The sequence below is a fragment of the Aeromonas sp. R2-2 genome (assembly GCF_040908355.1).
Lineage (GTDB): Bacteria > Pseudomonadota > Gammaproteobacteria > Enterobacterales > Aeromonadaceae > Aeromonas > Aeromonas veronii.
On the sequence record NZ_JBFODQ010000028.1, the window covers coordinates 13,200 to 29,900 of the forward strand.

Below are 16,701 nucleotides of genomic sequence, written 5' to 3' on the forward strand. Positions count from 1 at the left end.
GTTAGGCGTGAGCTATGATAGGCCGCTATTTTTTGGCCTCCCGTCAATTTAGAAGTCATGAAGAGGTGTACCATTTTTTCCCAGATCGCAAACTTTTGCCGCAAGGTGCTCGGCAAGGAAGACGGCGAGCAGTCGGTGGAATCCCCCATTCCAGCCCGTGTCGCCGGTCAACGTCGTACCTTAAGCCGTGATCAGCACCCTATTTCGCGCAAAGAGATCAGCGAGAATGCACTCAAGGTGCTCTATCGCCTGAACAAAGGGGGCTATGAGGCCTACCTGGTCGGCGGCGGAGTCCGGGATCTGCTGCTCGGGAAGACGCCCAAGGATTTCGACATCGCAACCGATGCGACGCCGGAGCAGATCAAGGCGCTGTTCAGCAACTGCCGCCTGATTGGCCGTCGTTTCCGCCTGGCCCACATTGTCTTTGGTCGTGACGTGATCGAAGTGGCCACCTTCCGGGGTCACCACCATCAGGTCAATACCAGCAAACATGTGTCGGCCCAGTCTGATGAAGGCATGCTGCTGCGCGACAATGTCTACGGCACCATCGAAGAGGATGCCGAGCGCCGCGACTTTACCGTCAACGCCCTCTACTACAGCGCCAAAGATTTCACCCTGCACGATTTCGAAGGGGGTCTGGAAGATCTGGCCGAGCGCAAGCTTGAGCTGATCGGCGATCCCGAGACCCGTTATCGTGAAGATCCGGTGCGGATGCTGCGCGCCGTGCGCTTCGCAGCCAAGCTGGATATGACCATCAGCCCGCGTACCGCCGCCCCCATCAAGGAGCTGGCGCCACTGCTGCAAGACATCCCGGCTGCCCGCCTGTTTGAGGAGACCCTCAAACTGTTCCTGGCTGGCGAAGGTCTGGCGACCTACAAGTTGCTGCGCGAGTATGGTCTGTTCCAGCAGCTGTTCCCGCAAGTGGCTGCGCTGTTTACCCCGCACGGCAACTCGCCCTATGAGCAGTTTATCGAGCAGGCGCTGATCGATACCGACACCCGCGTCCGCGAAGACAAGCGCGTCACTCCCGCCTTCCTCTACGCCACCCTGCTGTGGGGCTGCGTCGAGGCCCGTGGTCGGGTGCTGGAGAACGAGAGCGGCCTGCCCTGGTATGACGCCTTCATGCTGGCGATCAACGAGGTGCTGGACAATCAGGTGCGGATCATCGCCGTTCCCCGCCGTTTCACCACAGATGTCCGCGACATCTGGGCACTGCAACAGCGGCTGACCCGTCGTCAGGGCAAACATCCCGAGCGCGCCATGGAGCATCCCAAGTTCCGCGCGGCGTTCGACTTCCTGTTGCTGCGCAACCGGGTCGAGCGCGGTCTCGGCGAGCTGGCCAGCTGGTGGGAGCGCTATGTTGCCTCCAATCCGGATGTGCGCCCGCAATTGCAGCGTGAAGCGACCCGTCGCCCGGCCAGCGGTGAGCGCGGCGAGGCTCGCAGCCACGATGGCGAGAAGCGCAGCAGCAATAGCCGTAACCGCCGTCGCCCCCGTCGCCGCAAACCGAAAGTGGCTGAGTGACAACAGACGTGATGACCGAGGTCTTCATCGCCATTGGTTCCAACTTGTCTGATCCGCTGGGTCAGGCTCGTCGCGCCGTTGCCGCCTTGGCAAGGTTGCCGGAATCTGTGCTGGTGGAGGCCTCGTCGTTTTACAGCAGCCGCCCCATGGGGCCTGCTGACCAACCGGACTACGTCAATGCCGTGGCCCGGCTCAATACCCGGCTCGCGCCCCTTGCGCTGCTGGATCAATTACAAAAAATCGAGCTGGAACAGGGACGTGTGCGCAAAGATGAGCGGTGGGGGCCGAGAACTCTGGATCTCGATCTGCTGCTCTATGGGGATCAGGTGATCAACCATGAGCGCCTGATCGTACCCCACTACGGCATGAAGGAGCGGGAGTTCGTGCTGCTGCCCCTTGCCGAAATTGCGCCTGCTCTGGTGCTGCCCTGCGGCGCCCCGCTCGCCCGACTGGTTGCCCGCTGCCCGCACAATGATTTGGCCATCATTGCCCCGCGTGCAGACGTACAGGAGCCTCTATGAGCAAGATCACCACCGCCAGCCTGCTGAAGATGAAGCAGGAAGGTCAAAAGTTCACCGCCATCACCGCCTATGATGCCACCTTTGCCAAGCTGTTCGACGACGAGGGCGCCCACGTGCTGCTCATCGGCGATTCGCTGGGCATGGTGCTGCAAGGGGGGCAGGATACCCTGGCGGTCAACATGGATGAGATGGTCTATCACACCCGCTGTGTGGCGCGCGGTGCCAGCAAGGCACTGGTGGTCGCCGACATGCCGTTCATGAGCTATGCTACCCCCGAGCAGACTTACCAGAACGCTGCCCGCCTGATGGCGGCCGGTGCCCGCATGGTGAAGATGGAAGGGGGCGACTGGCTCTGTGACTCCATCCGCCACCTCACCCGCAACGGGGTGCCGGTGTGCGGTCACCTCGGCCTCACTCCGCAATCCGTTCATGTCTTTGGCGGCTTCAAGGTGCAGGGGCGCGATGAGTTTCAAGCCCAGGAGATCTACCGTCAGGCCCTCGAACTGCAAGCGGCCGGTATCCAGCTGCTGGTGCTCGAGTGTGTGCCCACTGCGCTGGCCGAGCGCATCACCAAGGCGCTTCGCATCCCGGTGATCGGCATTGGTGCCGGCCCCGCGACCGACGGTCAGATTTTGGTGATGCACGATGCCTTTGGCGTCACCTCCGGCTATGTGCCCAAGTTCACCAAGAACTTCCTGGCCGAGACCGGCGATGTGCGTGCCGCCATCCGCCTCTATGTCCAGCAGGTGAGCGAGGGGAGCTTCCCCGGCCCGGAGCACTGCTTTAACTGATCCTGGCAGTTGCATGATGGGGGCTGCGGCCCCCGTCTCTGCTTCTCAGCCTCGCACAGTTAATCCGTATAGCTAATCCGTATCTTATTGATTCATCTAAAGGTGAACTGCTGATAGCCATGTTCGTGCCCCATCCCGCCCGAGCGCTATCTGTGGATGCAACCCGTCTCTCTTTTTGATTTATCGGAAGGTGAACTGCTGATGTTGGTCGTAAATAATCCCGTCGTTCTGCGTGAGCAGATCAGCCTATGGCGCCGTGAAGGGCGTGCCATCGCATTTGTGCCCACCATGGGCAACCTGCATCAGGGCCACCTGACGCTGGTGAAAGAGGCGCACAGCCACGCCGAGAAGGTGGTGGTCAGCATCTTCGTCAACCCGATGCAGTTCGACAAGGCCGAGGATCTTGCCAACTACCCGCGAACTCTGGAGCAGGATTGCGCTGCGCTGGAAGCAGCCGGCGTCGATATGGTGTTCACCCCGACTCCGGAGATCATGTATCCGCAGGGGCTGGCCAGCCAGACCTTCGTCGAGGTGCCGGGTCTCTCCAATCTGCTGGAGGGGGCGCTGCGTCCGGGTCACTTCCGTGGGGTCAGCACAGTCGTTACCAAGCTGTTCAATCTGGTACAGCCGGATGTGGCCTGCTTTGGCCAGAAGGATTACCAGCAGTTGGCGCTTATTCGAAAGATGGTGGCCGACATGGCGATGCCCATCGAGATCGTCGGCGTGCCGACCGTGCGGGCCGAAGACGGGCTGGCGCTCTCTTCGCGTAACGGCTACCTGACAGCTGCCGAGCGGGCCATCGCCCCCGAGCTGGCGCGCACCATGAACTGGATCGCCGAGCAGATTGAAGCGGGTGACCACCACCTGCCGTCGCTGGTGGCGCAGGCCAGCCAGCGCCTCGACAATGCCGGTTTTCGTACCGATGCCATCGACATCGTCGATGCCGCCACCCTCGAATCCGCCACTGACGAGAGCGCACAGCTGGTGATCCTGATGGCCGCTTATCTTGGCAAGGCCCGCCTTATCGACAACCGCGTCGTCACCGTAAAGAAGTAATTCCCCCGATTGTCAGCGGACGCCTTCCCGGGCGTCCGCTGCTTTTTCACGCCTGCCATTTGGCGTTTTCCCTCGCGACTCTGCTCGCACCCGCTGTTTTCTCTCTCCACAATCGGCCCTGATGGCCGCTACAGGTGTTTATTTATGTTTACCTTGTTTGCTTCGTTGCTCTTCTGTCTGCTCTGTTTTGCCCTGACCCGGCTGCCCGCTTCGGTGCCGCTCTCGCGCAAGGTGCTTGCGGGTCTGCTGCTCGGTGCCCTGTTCGGGCTGGCTCTGCAACTGGGCTGGGGTGCCGATGATGCCGGCGTCCAGCAGACCCTGGAGTGGGTCAATATCATCGGCGGCGGCTATGTCAGCCTGCTCAAGGTAGTGATGATGCCGCTGGTGTTCACCTCGATCCTCTCTGCCATCAACAAGCTGGAGCAGGCCCAGTCCCTCGGCAAGATCAGCGCCGTGCTGATCGGCTCCATGCTGACCCTGGTGATGATCGCCGGTGTGGTGGGGATGACGGTGACCCATCTGAGTGGTCTCACTGCCGAGGGGCTGTTGAGCCACGGCAGCGACAGCGCTGCGCTGCAACAGAGCATGAGCACCATCGACAGTGCCCAGACCCTGCCTGCCCTGCTGCTCTCGCTGGTGCCTACCAACTTTGCCGCCGATATGGCGGGTAGCCGCGGCCTCTCGGTGATCGGGGTGGTGATCTTCACCGTGCTGGCGGGGGTTGCCCTGCTGCAGATGAAGGCGGAGCACCCGGAGGCCGGTGCTCGCGCCGCCGTGGCCATCGACACTCTGCAACTGTGGGTGATGAAGATGGTGCGGGTGGTGATTGCGCTCACCCCCTATGGCGTGATGGCGCTGATCGCCCGGGTGGTGGCTCACTATCCCCTGAGCGAGATCCTCAGCCTGCTCGGCTTTATCCTGGTCTGCTACGTCGCCATTCTGGCGATGTTTGCGGTACACATGGTGATCCTGTTGCTGATCGGCCAGAACCCGCTGCACTACCTGCGGGAAGTGTGGGGTGTGCTCACCTTTGCCTTTATCTCCCGCAGCAGCGCGGCTTCCATCCCGCTCAGCATCGAGACCCAGCAACGTCTTGGCGTGCCCTCCAGCATCGCCAACTTTGCCGCCTCGTTCGGTGCCAACCTCGGCCAGAACGGCTGTGCCGGCATCTATCCGGCCATGATGGTGGCGATGATTGCCCCCATGCTCGGTATCAACCCGTTTGAACCCCTGTTCCTGCTGACTCTGCTGCCGGTCATTGCGCTGGGCTCCATCGGGGTGGCCGGCGTCGGCGGTGGCGGCACCTTCGCCGCGCTGATCGTGCTCTCCACCCTCAACTTCCCCATCGCGCTGGTGGGGGTGATGATCGCCATCGAGCCGCTGGTGGACATGGACCGTACTGCTCTCAACGTCAACGGCTCCATCATGGCGGCCATGATCACCAAGCGGTTGCTGGGCAAGCAGCAGCTGGCCAACGTGGAGACGATGCAGACGCAGGCCGCCAGCTAACCCCGAGCGTTACCCAATATAAAGAAGCCCGCAGTTGCGGGCTTCTTTATGTCGACTGTGTTGCCTTGTGGGCAAACGCGGTTATTCGGCAGAGACGGGGTAACCAGCTCCTTTCCAGGCGAAGATGCCGCCCGGCACCCGATAGACCTGTTGATAGCCCTGAGTCACCGCCCAGGCGGCAGCGTTGTGGCTGCGGCCGCACTTGACGAAGCCGCAGTAGATCACCACAGGGCGGGACTTGTCTTCACCCAGCAGCGCCTGGAACTGCTCAGGTGTACCGCTCCCCTCGACGATTTCGCTCCAGTTGTCACCGGCCTTGGCCTCTTTCACGAAGACAAAGTTTTTGGCGCCCGGAATGTGCTCCTTCTTGTAGGAGTCCTCATAGGGCATGGTGTCGATGATCACCAGCTCTTCGCCCTTGTCCATCCGGGTCTTCAGCTCGGCTACGGTCAGCAGCTGATAGCCCCCCTGCTGCGCCTCCTGTGCCAGCTGCACCGCCAACTGCTCCAGCTTCACCTCCTGCTCGAACTGGTTGTCGCCACAGCCCGCGAGGGCAAAGCTGGCGGCGATCAGCGAGGCCAGCAGAGTGCGGGATCGCAATGTCATCATGTCACTACTCCTTTAGAACGGGAAAAACGGGGCGGGAAGTTCGCAGCAGGGCGCCCGCAAGCGTCAGTAGCAGCAGATCCCGCACAATGGCCTCCGGCAACGAGCCGAGATCAGCCCTGCCCAGACAGCCGCAAGAGATGTCGAGCCCGATGGCAACGCCATAGCCCAACACCGGAATAAACAGGGTGAGCAGCCCGATCACCAGCCAGAGTCCCCAGCGCCGGTTGGCGATGACCGCAAGCCCAGCACAGAGCTCCAGCGCGATCAGCCCCCAGGCCGCGAACGGGATCAGCGGCGGCCAGATCAGGCCAAAGGCGCCGATCTGCTCGATGAACAGGGCGGGGGATACCAGCTTGAACCCGGCGGAGGCGAGGAAAAATCCCCCGAGTGCCAGATTGGCCAGCATGCGCAACAACGCAGGCATATTCTACCTCTTTATAGAGAGGGGGTAAATTCTAACAATTCCCGATTGAGCCGCAATGACTAAACCCATGCCGGACAAGATAAATCTAGATTTTGCGGGGCAGTGACCAGAATGGGGGCGCTAGACCCTGATGGTGGCGGTTGTGGAGGCGGGATGCTGTGGCTGTGTCGATTGCTCCCGGTCGTGCTGGTGGGTCAGCAGTTCGGCAGCCAGCTCGATGGCCCGCTCGAGCAGTAGCAGCAGGCTGTCGACCGTCAGATGATCGAGCCACTCGCGGGCCCAGATCAGGGTCTCTCCCTGCTCGGTCTGATCCAGCAGAAACACTGGCTCGTCGCCAAGGTGGTTGAGCAGGGGCGTGTTGGGCATGGCGTGGCCCGGTAGCAGCAGGTAGATCACCAGATGGCCCTCATCCTCTGCCAGCGTTAGCACCAGTTCGTCGTTGATGGCGAGGGTGGTGGCTGTCTGTCCGGCCATCGGAAGCGGAAGTCCAAGTTGTGTGTACAGGGCGGTGATGAGAGCGTGATACATGGCCAAACCTCTGGCAGGGAGAGAGTGACACCCTATGCGGCTGATCGGTGGCTGCTTATCACTTGTCGTCATTTTTTTAGCGTTTTTGGTCGGCGGGTCGGGTGATTGTGCCGAAATTGTGAGCTGACAGACATCTTTTACGGGTCAGTCTGAATCCTAAAAAAGCGGGGCCGTCGCTGACAGGGTGACAAGGGGGGGCGGCGTACGCTGAGGATCTTCTCTCTCATCAACGCAGGTTTCTTGCCATGAAAATTGCCTCCCCGGATATCGATGTAAGCCGTCATCAGCAGACAAGCTCTGATGCTACACCTCCTGCTACTGCTCGCCTTGGCAACGCCAGACTACGGCTGCTGGATGCCGGTAACCGGGAGTTCGAGAGGGGGATCCGCCGTGGTATTGGCCATCGGCAGAGCCTGGAACTCAAGGCGGTCAAGCAGGCAGTGCGGCACTATCAGGCCCAGCCAACGCCTTCACTGGCCGGGCTGGCGAAGATTGAACAGGCGCTGCAGTTCTGGATCGACTCGGGCAAGAACCGCTCTCGTCAGCAGGATCCCGTGTTGCAAAAACTGGTCGATGACATCGCTGTCCGCCGTCAGGCGTTGGCGCAGGGTGGCAAGCCTCCCTCATTTCAGTTGGCGTGGGTCTGCAACGAGCAGGGGAGAGTCAATCAGCCTATCGAGAGTAACCAGCAGATCCGCCAGTGGTGCAGCGAGTTGGCTCGCCTGCAACAGGAGGGGGCCAACGACTTGTTCAAGCGGGAGCTGCAAGGGGGGCTAGACCTGATGTTCGGGGTGAGTGAGGGGATGATGGCGCGACGGTTGGAGCGGGCGCCGACCCGTGAAGAGGTCGCAGCAAGCCACGAGTGGCAGCTGTTTTGCGGGACCTTGCGTCAGGCTCTGCCGGCACTGGGCGAGCTCAAGCCGCAAGCCACTGCCGAGGAGAATGGTCGCGATATCCTGCTGACCCACAGTCAGTTGCTGGAGCTGGGCCACCTCAAGGAGGTTCTGGATCTCAGCATTCAGCAGCAGGTGAGCAAGCAGGGGGAGATTGGCCTGCTCAGGACCGAGCTGCTGACCGCGCTGGTGGATGGACTGAATGAGCCCTGGCTTGAGCGCGAGGCGCAGGAGAAGGCGCTCTGGCAGGGAGAGGCCGCATCAGGCAAGCACTATCAGAGTGGTGTGCGGGCCGAGCTAAAGAGCCCTCTCTCTGCGGCCAGCAAGGAGCTGAAACCGGGTGAGCCCGTGAGCCAGAAGGCCTTTGGCGGGCTCGGGCTGGTCAGTGCCAGTGCGCTGGTGGAGGCTTTCGCCAAGATCGAGATTGGCAAGTGGGAGGGGCGTCGCGACACGCCGGTAGGAGAGTTTGCCGGCAAGGTGGCTCTGACCCAGGAGAACAAGGCGAGTGCCAAGGCCGAGCTGGTGATTGGCAAGGCGGAGGGCTCATTGGTGTTCAATCCGGTGAACAAGATCGTCAATGATACCGACGGATCGCGTTACACCCCGGGGCCCCATGACCTTAGTCTGCTGCGCATCGGGGCCAGTGCCGAGCTGGTGAGCAGGCTGGGGCTGTCGGTGGAGGGGAGCTGGACTATCGGCAACCTGCTTAACGCCAAGCTGGCAGGCTCGGCCGAGGTGGTCGCCAATGCCAAGCTGGAGGCCGGTGCTGCGGCTATCATGACGCCCAATGGGCCAGTGGTCAGCGTGACGGCCAACGCCTCGGCCTTTGCTGGTATGAAAGCAGAGGGGAGTGCCCAGCTAAACCTGCTCAAGAGTCAGTATGCGGATGCCTATAGCCTTTCGGCCAAAGTACGCGCCTCCGCCAATCTGGGTGTCGGTGCATCGGCCGGTGCCACTGCGGCTTTCGGGCCACAGGGAGCCAAGTTTCATACTACCCTTGGCGTGACACTGGGGGTGGGGTCAGATGTCGGTTGGGAGGGCGGAGTCAACGCCATGGCTACCAAGGCGTATGCACTGGAGCTGGCTGCTCGTGCGGTAAGCAACTTTGATCAGCGCAAAGGGGAGCTGCTAGATGGACTGGCGATGGCGGCAGGGAATGAAAACCGTCTCTTCGAACTGGCCCAGCGGGTCGATAACCGGATTGCTACCCTCGCCACCCAGTTGGAGGAACTGCAGCTGGCGGCCAGCGAGAACCGGATCCGGATGCAGGAGAGCCTGATCGATCCCGATCTCGCGGCTGGTCGCACCGCCATGGCGCAGGCTATCGACGATGCCTTCGGTCAGGAGCGGGTCGATGAGCAGGGGGGCGTCACGGTTCCCGAGCGGGCCGCCGAGCGCAACGAGAAGCTTGAGCTCACCGCCCGGCTGCTAAAGGATCACGCCATCCGGGTCTAAGTCATCCCGAGGCTGGCAGGACAATGAAAACGGGCACCGCGAGGTGCCCGTTTTGGCAATCAGTGGCGCAGGCCGGTGCCGCGGGAGATAAGCCACCAGGCGATACCGTAGAGGGCCACGATAAAGCCGATGATGATGAGGTAGGCGGTGCCGAGTGGCACGTCGGAGATACCGAGGAAACCGTAACGGAACGCGTTCACCATGTAGATGATGGGGTTCACCTGGGAGACACCCTGCCAGAAGGGGGGCAGCAGGCTGATGGAGTAGAACACCCCGCCCAGATAGGTGAGCGGCGTCAGCACGAAGGTGGGGATGATGCTGATGTCGTCGAAGGTCTTGGCAAACACCGCGTTGATGAGGCCACCCAGCGAGAAGAGGATGGCGGTCAGCAGCACGGTGAAGCAGACGCTGAACAGGTGGTGGATCTGCAGCGGCACGAAGAACAGCGACACCAGGGTGACGATAAGGCCGACGCAGAGGCCGCGTGCCACGCCCCCGCCCACGTAACCGGCGATGATGACGTAGTTGGGCACCGGTGCGACCAGCATCTCCTCGATATTGCGCTGGAACTTGGCGCTGAAGAAGGAGGAGGCAACGTTGGAGTAGGAGTTGGTGATCACCGACATCATGATGAGGCCGGGCACGATGAACTCCATGTAGGTGAAGCCGCCCATGTCACCGATGCGCGAACCGATCAGGTTGCCGAAGATGACGAAGTAGAGGCTCATGGTGATGGCCGGTGGCACCAGGGTCTGGATCCAGATCCGGGTGAAGCGGCTCACCTCCTTGGCCAGAATGCTCTTGAAGGCGATGTAATAGATGGCCAGATTCATGCTTTTCTCCCCTCTTCGACCAGATTGACGAACAGCTCTTCCAGCCGGTTGGCCTTGTTGCGCATGCTCACGACCTGCACCTGCTGGTTGGACAGCTGCTCGAACAGGCTGTTGAGTGACTGGCTCTTGTCGAGATCTACCTCGAGGGTGCGTTCATCCGGCATGCGGCCGTTGAACTCTGGCACCTCAGGTACGGCAGAACCTGGCGCAAGGTCGAGCAGGAAGGTCTCGCGACCCAGCTTGCCCAGCAGATTCTTCATGCTGGTGTTCTCGATCAGCCGACCCTTGTCGATGATGCCGATGTTGCGGCAGAGCATCTCGGCCTCTTCCAGATAGTGGGTGGTGAGAATAATGGTGACGCCCTGTTCGTTGAGCTCTTTGAGGAAGGTCCACATGGAGCGGCGGATCTCGATATCGACCCCGGCGGTCGGTTCATCGAGGATCAGCAGCTTGGGCTCGTGCATCAGGGCGCGGGCGATCATCAGGCGACGCTTCATGCCGCCGGAGAGAGTGCGGGCAGGCATGTCGCGCTTCTCCCACAGATCGAGCTGGCGCAGGTACTTCTCTGCACGGATCTTGGCTTCTGCCTTGGGCACGCCGTAGAAACCGGCCTGATGGGTGACAATCTGGATCACCTTCTCGAACTGGCTGAAGTTGAACTCCTGTGGCACCAGCCCGAGCTGGGCCTTGGCCTGTTCCAGATCGCTGTCGATGTCGTAGCCAAACACCTTCACCTTGCCGGCGCTCTTGTTCACCAGCGAGCTGATGACGCCGATGGTGGTGGACTTGCCCGCGCCGTTCGGGCCGAGCAGGGCGAAGAAATCCCCCTGCCTGACGGTAAGATCGATGCCTTTAAGGGCTTCGACGCCCCCCTGATAGGTCTTTTTCAGGCCGCTGATTTCCAGTGCGTTCATTGCAACCTCTGTGATGGTTGAATCCGGCTCGATACAGAAAAGGCGGCCAAGGCCGCCTGCACAGAGTAAAGGGCACAAGGCCGCTTCACCCGTGATATTCCTGAACCTGGCTTACTCCTGGGGTACCACTTTGCCGATAAACGGCAGGTTGCGGTACTTCTGGGCGTAGTCGATGCCACAGCCGACCACGAATTCGTCCGGAATGGCGAAGCCAATCCAGTCGACCGGCACCTGCACTTCGCGGCGGGAGGGTTTGTCCAGCAGGGTGCAGATGGCCAGGGATTTCGGCTCGCGCAGGGAGAGGATCTCGCGCACCTTGTTGAGGGTGTAACCGGTGTCGATGATGTCTTCCACGATCACCACATCCTTGCCCTTGATGTCGTCGTCCAGGTCTTTGAGGATGCGGACGTCACGGGTGCTGTGCATGCCGGAGCCGTAGCTGGAGGCGGTCATGAAGTCCAGGGTGATGGGCAGCTGGCACTGGCGGCAGAGGTCGGCCAGGAAGATGCAGGAACCGCGCAGCAGCGCAATCATCACGACTTCGTCAGAACCCTGATAGCGGGCGGTGATCTCTTCACCCAATTTGGCGATCCGGGCGGCTACTTCAGCCTCGGAGATCATCACCTCGACGGTGTGTTTCATCACTTACTCCCATAAGGCCAAAGGGGATTTGGCCGTTCATGAATATCAAAACCGATGATTCTACCACTCATGTTGAAGGGTGCTAGAGATACGTGGTGCTTTTATCGGCTTATTTTAATTGATAGAGTTAGCAGGCACTCAGGCATGATTAGTTAAAATACTATAAACACCATAATCAATAACTATTAGATGATAAAAACTATGGAACCACGCGCAGAAATAAGACGTCGTACCCGGCTGTCGCCGGAAGCTCGTCGCTCCCAATTGATGGAATGTGCCATCGAGGTGTTCTCCCGTCGCGGCATTGGCCGTGCAGGTCACGCCGAGATAGCCGAACAGGCCAAGGTCTCTGTGGCTACCGTCTTCAACTATTTCAACACCCGCGAGGAGTTGGTAGATGAGGTGCTGGCCGAGATCGAACGCTTTGTGAACCAGATGCTGTCGCAGGCATACGGTGACCAGGGCTCCATTTTCGACAAGATCCAGCGTCATGTACGCCTCTCTGTCGATGCCGCCTACGATCAACCGGATTATGCCGGTATCTGGCTGGAGTGGAGCTCATCGGTTCGGGAAGAGGTATGGCCCCGCTATACCCGGCTGCTCGATCAGTGCCTTGAGCTGATCGCCAGCGAGCTGCAAACCGCCATGGATGCAGGGGAGATCACCAGCGTGCTGTCAGCACAGGATCTGGCCCGCTCTCTGACCGGTTTTGGCTATGTTATGATGCAGATGATCAATCAACCTCAGCGCCCGGTGCGCCAAGAGGTGACTGATTTCCTGTTCAAGTACGTGACGGCGCCAATTCAGGCTCGCTAACACGGCTTAACGAAAAAAAGGCGTCACTCATTGAGTGGCGCCGTTTTTTTATGGCCGGATATGGCGGTCACCTCACTGGTGGCCATAGCCCCAGCGGCGGGTCAGCTCATGCTCGACACCCAGATGATCGAGGATGCGGGCGACCATAAAGTCCACCAGATCCTCGATGCCTTTCGGCTCATGATAGAAACCGGGCGCAGCGGGCATGATGGTCACCCCGAGCCGTGCCAGTTTCAGCATGTTCTCCAGATGGAGCGCCGAGAAGGGGGTTTCGCGGGGCACCAGGATCAGCTGGCCGCGCTCCTTGATCACCACATCCGCCGCCCGTTCCAGCAGGTTGTCCGAGGTGCCGTTGGCAATGGCCGAGACGGTGCCCATGGAGCAGGGGCAGACCACCATATGTTTGGGGGCGGCCGAACCGGAGGCGACCGGCGAGAACCACTCCTCCTTGCCGCAGGCGACAATCTGCCCCTCCTTGGCGCCATATTGGCGGCAGAGGTACGCCGACAGTTCTTTCGGCGAGCCGGGCCAATCCTGTTGCTGTTCGGTCTTGAGTACCACACGAGCCGCCGATGAGGCGAGCAGGTAGACCCGATAGTCCGCCTGCACCAGACACTGGAGCAGGCGCAGGGCGTAGGGGGCGCCGGAGGCGCCGGTCAGCGCCAGGGTGATCGCTTTGTTCATAGTTCGCCGTGGTAATCCTTGAGGCGGGCGATCAGCTTGTCATGAATGCCACCGAAGCCGCCGTTGCTCATGATCAGAATATGGTCGCCATCGCGGCTCTCGGCTACCAACCGGTTGATCAAGGTCTCCAGATCGTTGAATACCTTGGCCGGTCGGGTCATATGGGCCGTCACCTCGCCGAGATCCCAGCCGATGTTGGGGGGTTGGAAGAAGAACACCTCGTCGGCGCCATCGAAGCAGCCAGCCAGCTCCTCCTTGTGAACCCCCAGCTTCATGGTGTTGGAGCGTGGCTCCAGCACCGCCAGAATACGGGCTTCTCCCACCTTGGCGCGCAGGCCGCCGAGAGTGGTCTCGATGGCGGTGGGGTGGTGGGCAAAGTCGTCATAGACACTGATGCCTGCCACCTCGCCTTTGAGCTCCATCCGCCGTTTGGGGGATTTGAATTGGCAGAGCGCCGCAATACCGTGCTCCACCATTACACCGGCATGGCGGGCGGCCGCGATGGCCATCAGACCGTTGTTGACGTTGTGTTCGCCGATGCACTCCCAGTGCACCTCGCCCTGTTTTTCGCCATCCAGCCACACCTCGAAGGCGGAGCCGTCGTCGGCCAGCTTGACCGCCTTCCACTTGGCGTCGTTCTGACCCACTAGCTCCACTTCGCTCCAGCAGCCCATCTTGCGTACGGCGGTGAGGTTGTCATCGGCTTGCGGGAACAGCACCCGGCCGTTGCTCGGCACGGTGCGCATCAGGTGGTGGAACTGGCGCTGGATCGCGGCGAGATCCGGGAAGATATCCGCGTGGTCGAACTCCAGGTTGTTCATCACCAGGGTGCGCGGGTGGTAGTGAACGAATTTGGAGCGCTTGTCGAAGAAGGCGCAGTCATACTCGTCCGCTTCGATGACGAAGAAGGGGGCAGAGCCGAGACGGGCCGAGACCGGGAAGTTGCCCGGCACGCCGCCAATGAGGAAGCCGGGCTCCAGCTTGGCGTACTCCAGCACCCAGGCCAGCATGCTGGCGGTGGTGGTCTTGCCATGGGTGCCAGCAACGGCCAGTACCCAGCGATCTTGCAGCACGTGCTCCAGCAGCCACTGGGGGCCGGAGATGTAGGGCAGATTGCGGTCCAGCACATATTCAACACAGGGGTTGCCGCGGCTCATGGCGTTGCCGATCACCACCAGATCCGGCGCCGGATCGAGTTGGGAGGGGTCATAGCCTTCGGTCAGTTCGATGCCCTGTTGCTCGAGCTGGGTACTCATGGGGGGATAGACATTGGCATCCGAACCGGTCACCCGGTAACCAAGCTGTTTTGCCAACACCGCCAGACCACCCATAAAGGTGCCGCAGATCCCGAGAATGTGAATATGCATACCGCTTCCTTTCGCAGTAAAGGGAAGTGCGCATTCTAGGGGGTGTTGCGGTGGTGGCACAAGCCGCACTCATGGTGAGAGGCCCACAGATGCAGCACCGGAGGCAGAAATCTTGGCGCTGTTGGGATATGCGAGATTGGAATGGGCGGTCGGGCTTTATTTGAGGCTTGATATTGTGTCGCACTTTCTTACAATTCTTCGGTTTTGTGACGCACGCTACAGTTTTACGATATCGCCCTTTTCCAAAGGAGAGTCCCCATGGGCAAGTTCCTGCTTTGCTATCTGGTCGGTGGTCTGGTGGCCATCAGTTGGGCTGCGCTGCCCGCTCATGGTCCCTGGGATCAGTGGGACCTCGCGATTTTTCATACCGTTAACGGCTGGCTCGGGCAGTCGGTTCTGTGGGCCGATCTGGTGGCCATCACCAATAACCGGCTGTTCGATTTGGCGGTGTTGGCTTGTATGGGGCTGATCCTGGCCCGCTGCTTCTTCGCCCGGGATTTGGCGGGTCGTCGCCAACTGGTGGCGATGGGCATAGTGATGTTGCTGAGCGCACTGGTGATCAACCAGCTTGGTCACCGATTGCCGGTGGCGCGACCCAGCCCGACTCTGATGGTGGCCGATGCGCTGCGGGTGACCCAGATCAGTGCTATTCCGACCAAGGACTCTTCCGGTGACAGCTTCCCCGGGGATCACGCCCTGTTTCTGATGATCTTCGCCGGCTACGCCTTGCGTTATCTGCCGCGCTGGGCGGGAGTCACCGCATTGCTGATGGTGCCGATCTTTTCCACGCCGCGCATTCTGGCTGGCGCCCACTGGTTTACCGATGTCTACGTCGGCGCACTGGGGCTGGCGACCCTCTGTCTGCCTTGGCTGCTGTTGACCCCGCTGGCGGATCGGCTGATAGAGCGCATTTCCCCCCGATTGGCCCGTGTGCCGCTGCTGCGCAGTCAGACCCACTGATTGAACGTCGCAAAATAAAACGCCCCGACATGAAAATGTCGGGGCGTTTTATTATCAACCCGCGAGAGATCAGCCTTGATAGCCGTTCGGGTTGTTGCTTTGCCAGCGCCAGGTATCGACCATCATCTGCTCCAGACCGCGTTCTGCCTGCCAGCCCAGCTCGGCACGGGCCAGCGTCGGCTCTGCCCAGCACTCGGCGATGTCGCCCGGGCGGCGGGGTTTGATCTGGTAGGGAATGGGGCGGCCGCTGGCCGCTTCAAACGCCTTGACCATCTCCAGTACCGAGTAGCCTTGACCTGTGCCCAGGTTGTAGGTGAAGACGCCGGTGTCGCTTTTGATGCGCGCCAGTGCTTTCAGGTGGCCGATGGCCAGATCCACCACATGGATGTAGTCACGCACGCCGGTGCCATCCGGGGTCGGGTAGTCGTTGCCAAATACCCCCAGCTCCTTGAGCTTGCCGACACCCACCTGGCTGATATAGGGCAGCAGGTTGTTGGGGATGCCGTTGGGATCTTCACCAATCAGGCCGCTCTCGTGGGCGCCGACCGGATTGAAGTAACGCAGCAGTACGATGGCCCAGCGGGGATCGGATTTGGCGAGATCACGGAGGATCTCCTCCACCATCAGCTTGGAGCGGCCGTAGGGGTTGGTGGCGCTGGTGGGGAAATCTTCCCGCAGCGGTACCGAGGCGGGATCGCCATAGACGGTGGCCGAGGAGCTGAATACCAGCCGGAAAACGCCAGCCTTGGCCATCTCTTCGCACAGCACCAGAGTGCCGCTGATGTTGTTCTGGTAGTAGGTGAGCGGGATCTGGCTCGACTCTCCGACCGCCTTGAGGCCGGCGAAGTGGATCACCGATTCGATCTGGTGGTTGGCAAACAGCTGCTGCAGGCAGGCTCTGTCCAGCACATCCCCTTCGACGAAGGTGACCGGCTTGCCGGTGATCTGCTCGACCCGCTTGAGTGACTCCGGTGAGGAGTTGGATAGGTTGTCGAGTACCACGACCTGCTGCCCCGCGCCCAGCAGCTCAACCAGGGTGTGGGAGCCGATATAGCCAGCGCCCCCTGTGACCAGTATTGTCATTTTTTATCCCGTGTTCTGGTGAAACTGGGGCAGAGTCTAGCGCCCCTGTCTACTTGGGAAAAGGTTGGGATACCGATGACGCCTTCACCGCA

Annotated in this window: 17 protein-coding genes; 8 read left to right on the forward strand and 9 right to left on the reverse strand. The window is 60.8% G+C overall.

Annotated elements, in window-relative coordinates:
* The first annotated feature begins 57 nt into the window (after nucleotides 1-57).
* The 5 genes from pcnB to AB5Z09_RS05010 all read left to right on the forward strand — a co-directional run bounded on the left by pcnB (nucleotide 58) and on the right by AB5Z09_RS05010 (nucleotide 5,401).
* Entirely contained in the window at nucleotides 58-1,524 is a 1,467-nt protein-coding gene (pcnB, locus tag AB5Z09_RS04990) for a polynucleotide adenylyltransferase PcnB (protein ID WP_368194763.1), read from the forward strand.
* An 11-nt stretch (nucleotides 1,525-1,535) separates the two neighbouring features.
* A complete protein-coding gene (folK, locus tag AB5Z09_RS04995) occupies nucleotides 1,536-2,045 on the forward strand; it encodes a 2-amino-4-hydroxy-6-hydroxymethyldihydropteridine diphosphokinase (protein ID WP_368194793.1) in 510 nt (169 codons plus the stop codon).
* Complete coding sequence (gene panB / locus AB5Z09_RS05000; protein ID WP_005335640.1) at nucleotides 2,042-2,836, forward strand: 3-methyl-2-oxobutanoate hydroxymethyltransferase; 795 nt, start codon at nucleotides 2,042-2,044, stop codon at nucleotides 2,834-2,836. The genes folK and panB overlap by 4 nt, the downstream gene beginning before the upstream one ends.
* A 201-nt stretch (nucleotides 2,837-3,037) precedes the next feature.
* The gene (gene panC, locus AB5Z09_RS05005) at nucleotides 3,038-3,892 is read left to right on the forward strand and encodes a pantoate--beta-alanine ligase (protein ID WP_319889011.1); all 855 of its coding nucleotides are present in this window, start codon (nucleotides 3,038-3,040) and stop codon (nucleotides 3,890-3,892) included.
* 144 nt (nucleotides 3,893-4,036) lie between these two features.
* A complete protein-coding gene (locus tag AB5Z09_RS05010) occupies nucleotides 4,037-5,401 on the forward strand; it encodes a cation:dicarboxylase symporter family transporter (protein WP_368194764.1) in 1,365 nt (454 codons plus the stop codon).
* An 81-nt stretch (nucleotides 5,402-5,482) separates the two neighbouring features.
* Here AB5Z09_RS05010 and AB5Z09_RS05015 read toward each other — a convergent pair whose 3' ends face one another.
* The 3 genes from AB5Z09_RS05015 to AB5Z09_RS05025 form a co-directional block, all read right to left on the reverse strand.
* Complete coding sequence (locus AB5Z09_RS05015) at nucleotides 5,483-6,010, reverse strand: rhodanese-like domain-containing protein (RefSeq protein WP_368194765.1); 528 nt, start codon at nucleotides 6,008-6,010, stop codon at nucleotides 5,483-5,485.
* A gap of 4 nt (nucleotides 6,011-6,014) precedes the next feature.
* Entirely contained in the window at nucleotides 6,015-6,434 is a 420-nt protein-coding gene (locus tag AB5Z09_RS05020; RefSeq protein WP_368194766.1) for a MauE/DoxX family redox-associated membrane protein, read from the reverse strand.
* 120 nt (nucleotides 6,435-6,554) lie between these two features.
* On the reverse strand, nucleotides 6,555-6,908 hold the full coding sequence (locus tag AB5Z09_RS05025; protein ID WP_239686305.1) for a hypothetical protein: 354 nt from the start codon (nucleotides 6,906-6,908) through the stop codon (nucleotides 6,555-6,557).
* Between the two features lie 299 nt (nucleotides 6,909-7,207).
* On the opposite strand from AB5Z09_RS05025, the gene AB5Z09_RS05030 reads away from it, so the two are divergent.
* On the forward strand, nucleotides 7,208-9,310 hold the full coding sequence (locus tag AB5Z09_RS05030; protein ID WP_368194767.1) for a hypothetical protein: 2,103 nt from the start codon (nucleotides 7,208-7,210) through the stop codon (nucleotides 9,308-9,310).
* Between the two features lie 59 nt (nucleotides 9,311-9,369).
* Here the strand turns inward: AB5Z09_RS05030 and AB5Z09_RS05035 are convergent, their stop codons facing one another.
* The 3 genes from AB5Z09_RS05035 to hpt form a co-directional block, all read right to left on the reverse strand.
* A complete protein-coding gene (locus AB5Z09_RS05035) occupies nucleotides 9,370-10,143 on the reverse strand; it encodes an ABC transporter permease (protein ID WP_019445351.1) in 774 nt (257 codons plus the stop codon).
* Nucleotides 10,140-11,057 (reverse strand): ABC transporter ATP-binding protein, encoded by a 918-nt coding sequence (locus AB5Z09_RS05040; RefSeq protein ID WP_042063102.1) that lies wholly within the window; start codon nucleotides 11,055-11,057, stop codon nucleotides 10,140-10,142. The genes AB5Z09_RS05035 and AB5Z09_RS05040 overlap by 4 nt, the downstream gene beginning before the upstream one ends.
* Nucleotides 11,058-11,168: 111 nt before the next feature.
* The gene (gene hpt, locus AB5Z09_RS05045; RefSeq protein WP_005335618.1) at nucleotides 11,169-11,699 is read right to left on the reverse strand and encodes a hypoxanthine phosphoribosyltransferase; all 531 of its coding nucleotides are present in this window, start codon (nucleotides 11,697-11,699) and stop codon (nucleotides 11,169-11,171) included.
* 201 nt (nucleotides 11,700-11,900) lie between these two features.
* Between hpt and AB5Z09_RS05050 the strand changes: the two genes are divergently transcribed.
* The gene (locus tag AB5Z09_RS05050) at nucleotides 11,901-12,515 is read left to right on the forward strand and encodes a TetR/AcrR family transcriptional regulator (RefSeq protein ID WP_005335617.1); all 615 of its coding nucleotides are present in this window, start codon (nucleotides 11,901-11,903) and stop codon (nucleotides 12,513-12,515) included.
* 72 nt (nucleotides 12,516-12,587) lie between these two features.
* On the opposite strand, the gene AB5Z09_RS05055 is transcribed toward AB5Z09_RS05050, so the two are convergent.
* Together AB5Z09_RS05055 and mpl are read right to left on the reverse strand one after the other, a co-directional pair.
* Nucleotides 12,588-13,199, reverse strand: a complete 612-nt coding sequence (locus tag AB5Z09_RS05055; RefSeq protein WP_368194768.1) for a flavin prenyltransferase UbiX — start codon at nucleotides 13,197-13,199, stop codon at nucleotides 12,588-12,590.
* Entirely contained in the window at nucleotides 13,196-14,566 is a 1,371-nt protein-coding gene (gene mpl / locus AB5Z09_RS05060; protein ID WP_118854605.1) for a UDP-N-acetylmuramate:L-alanyl-gamma-D-glutamyl-meso-diaminopimelate ligase, read from the reverse strand. Before mpl ends, AB5Z09_RS05055 begins: the two co-directional genes overlap by 4 nt.
* Nucleotides 14,567-14,824: 258 nt before the next feature.
* Between mpl and AB5Z09_RS05065 the strand changes: the two genes are divergently transcribed.
* Entirely contained in the window at nucleotides 14,825-15,526 is a 702-nt protein-coding gene (locus tag AB5Z09_RS05065; RefSeq protein WP_368194769.1) for a phosphatase PAP2 family protein, read from the forward strand.
* 69 nt (nucleotides 15,527-15,595) lie between these two features.
* Here AB5Z09_RS05065 and galE read toward each other — a convergent pair whose 3' ends face one another.
* Nucleotides 15,596-16,609 carry a UDP-glucose 4-epimerase GalE gene (gene galE, locus AB5Z09_RS05070; protein WP_005335608.1) on the reverse strand — a complete coding sequence of 338 codons (1,014 nt, stop codon included), beginning with the start codon at nucleotides 16,607-16,609 and terminating at the stop codon, nucleotides 15,596-15,598.
* Nucleotides 16,610-16,701: the final 92 nt, after the last annotated feature.

Coding starts and splice junctions, on each gene's coding strand:
- AB5Z09_RS05040 (WP_042063102.1), bottom strand. CDS start 11,057: ATGAACGCACTGGAAATCAGCGGCCTGAAAAAGACCTATCAGGGGGGC.
- AB5Z09_RS05020 (WP_368194766.1), bottom strand. CDS start 6,434: ATGCCTGCGTTGTTGCGCATGCTGGCCAATCTGGCACTCGGGGGATTT.
- AB5Z09_RS05025 (WP_239686305.1), bottom strand. CDS start 6,908: ATGGCCGGACAGACAGCCACCACCCTCGCCATCAACGACGAACTGGTG.
- panC (WP_319889011.1), top strand. CDS start 3,038: ATGTTGGTCGTAAATAATCCCGTCGTTCTGCGTGAGCAGATCAGCCTA.
- AB5Z09_RS05055 (WP_368194768.1), bottom strand. CDS start 13,199: ATGAACAAAGCGATCACCCTGGCGCTGACCGGCGCCTCCGGCGCCCCC.
- AB5Z09_RS05050 (WP_005335617.1), top strand. CDS start 11,901: ATGGAACCACGCGCAGAAATAAGACGTCGTACCCGGCTGTCGCCGGAA.
- mpl (WP_118854605.1), bottom strand. CDS start 14,566: ATGCATATTCACATTCTCGGGATCTGCGGCACCTTTATGGGTGGTCTG.
- folK (WP_368194793.1), top strand. CDS start 1,536: ATGACCGAGGTCTTCATCGCCATTGGTTCCAACTTGTCTGATCCGCTG.
- AB5Z09_RS05010 (WP_368194764.1), top strand. CDS start 4,037: ATGTTTACCTTGTTTGCTTCGTTGCTCTTCTGTCTGCTCTGTTTTGCC.
- galE (WP_005335608.1), bottom strand. CDS start 16,609: ATGACAATACTGGTCACAGGGGGCGCTGGCTATATCGGCTCCCACACC.
- AB5Z09_RS05030 (WP_368194767.1), top strand. CDS start 7,208: ATGAAAATTGCCTCCCCGGATATCGATGTAAGCCGTCATCAGCAGACA.
- AB5Z09_RS05015 (WP_368194765.1), bottom strand. CDS start 6,010: ATGATGACATTGCGATCCCGCACTCTGCTGGCCTCGCTGATCGCCGCC.
- pcnB (WP_368194763.1), top strand. CDS start 58: ATGAAGAGGTGTACCATTTTTTCCCAGATCGCAAACTTTTGCCGCAAG.
- AB5Z09_RS05035 (WP_019445351.1), bottom strand. CDS start 10,143: ATGAATCTGGCCATCTATTACATCGCCTTCAAGAGCATTCTGGCCAAG.
- AB5Z09_RS05065 (WP_368194769.1), top strand. CDS start 14,825: ATGGGCAAGTTCCTGCTTTGCTATCTGGTCGGTGGTCTGGTGGCCATC.
- hpt (WP_005335618.1), bottom strand. CDS start 11,699: ATGAAACACACCGTCGAGGTGATGATCTCCGAGGCTGAAGTAGCCGCC.
- panB (WP_005335640.1), top strand. CDS start 2,042: ATGAGCAAGATCACCACCGCCAGCCTGCTGAAGATGAAGCAGGAAGGT.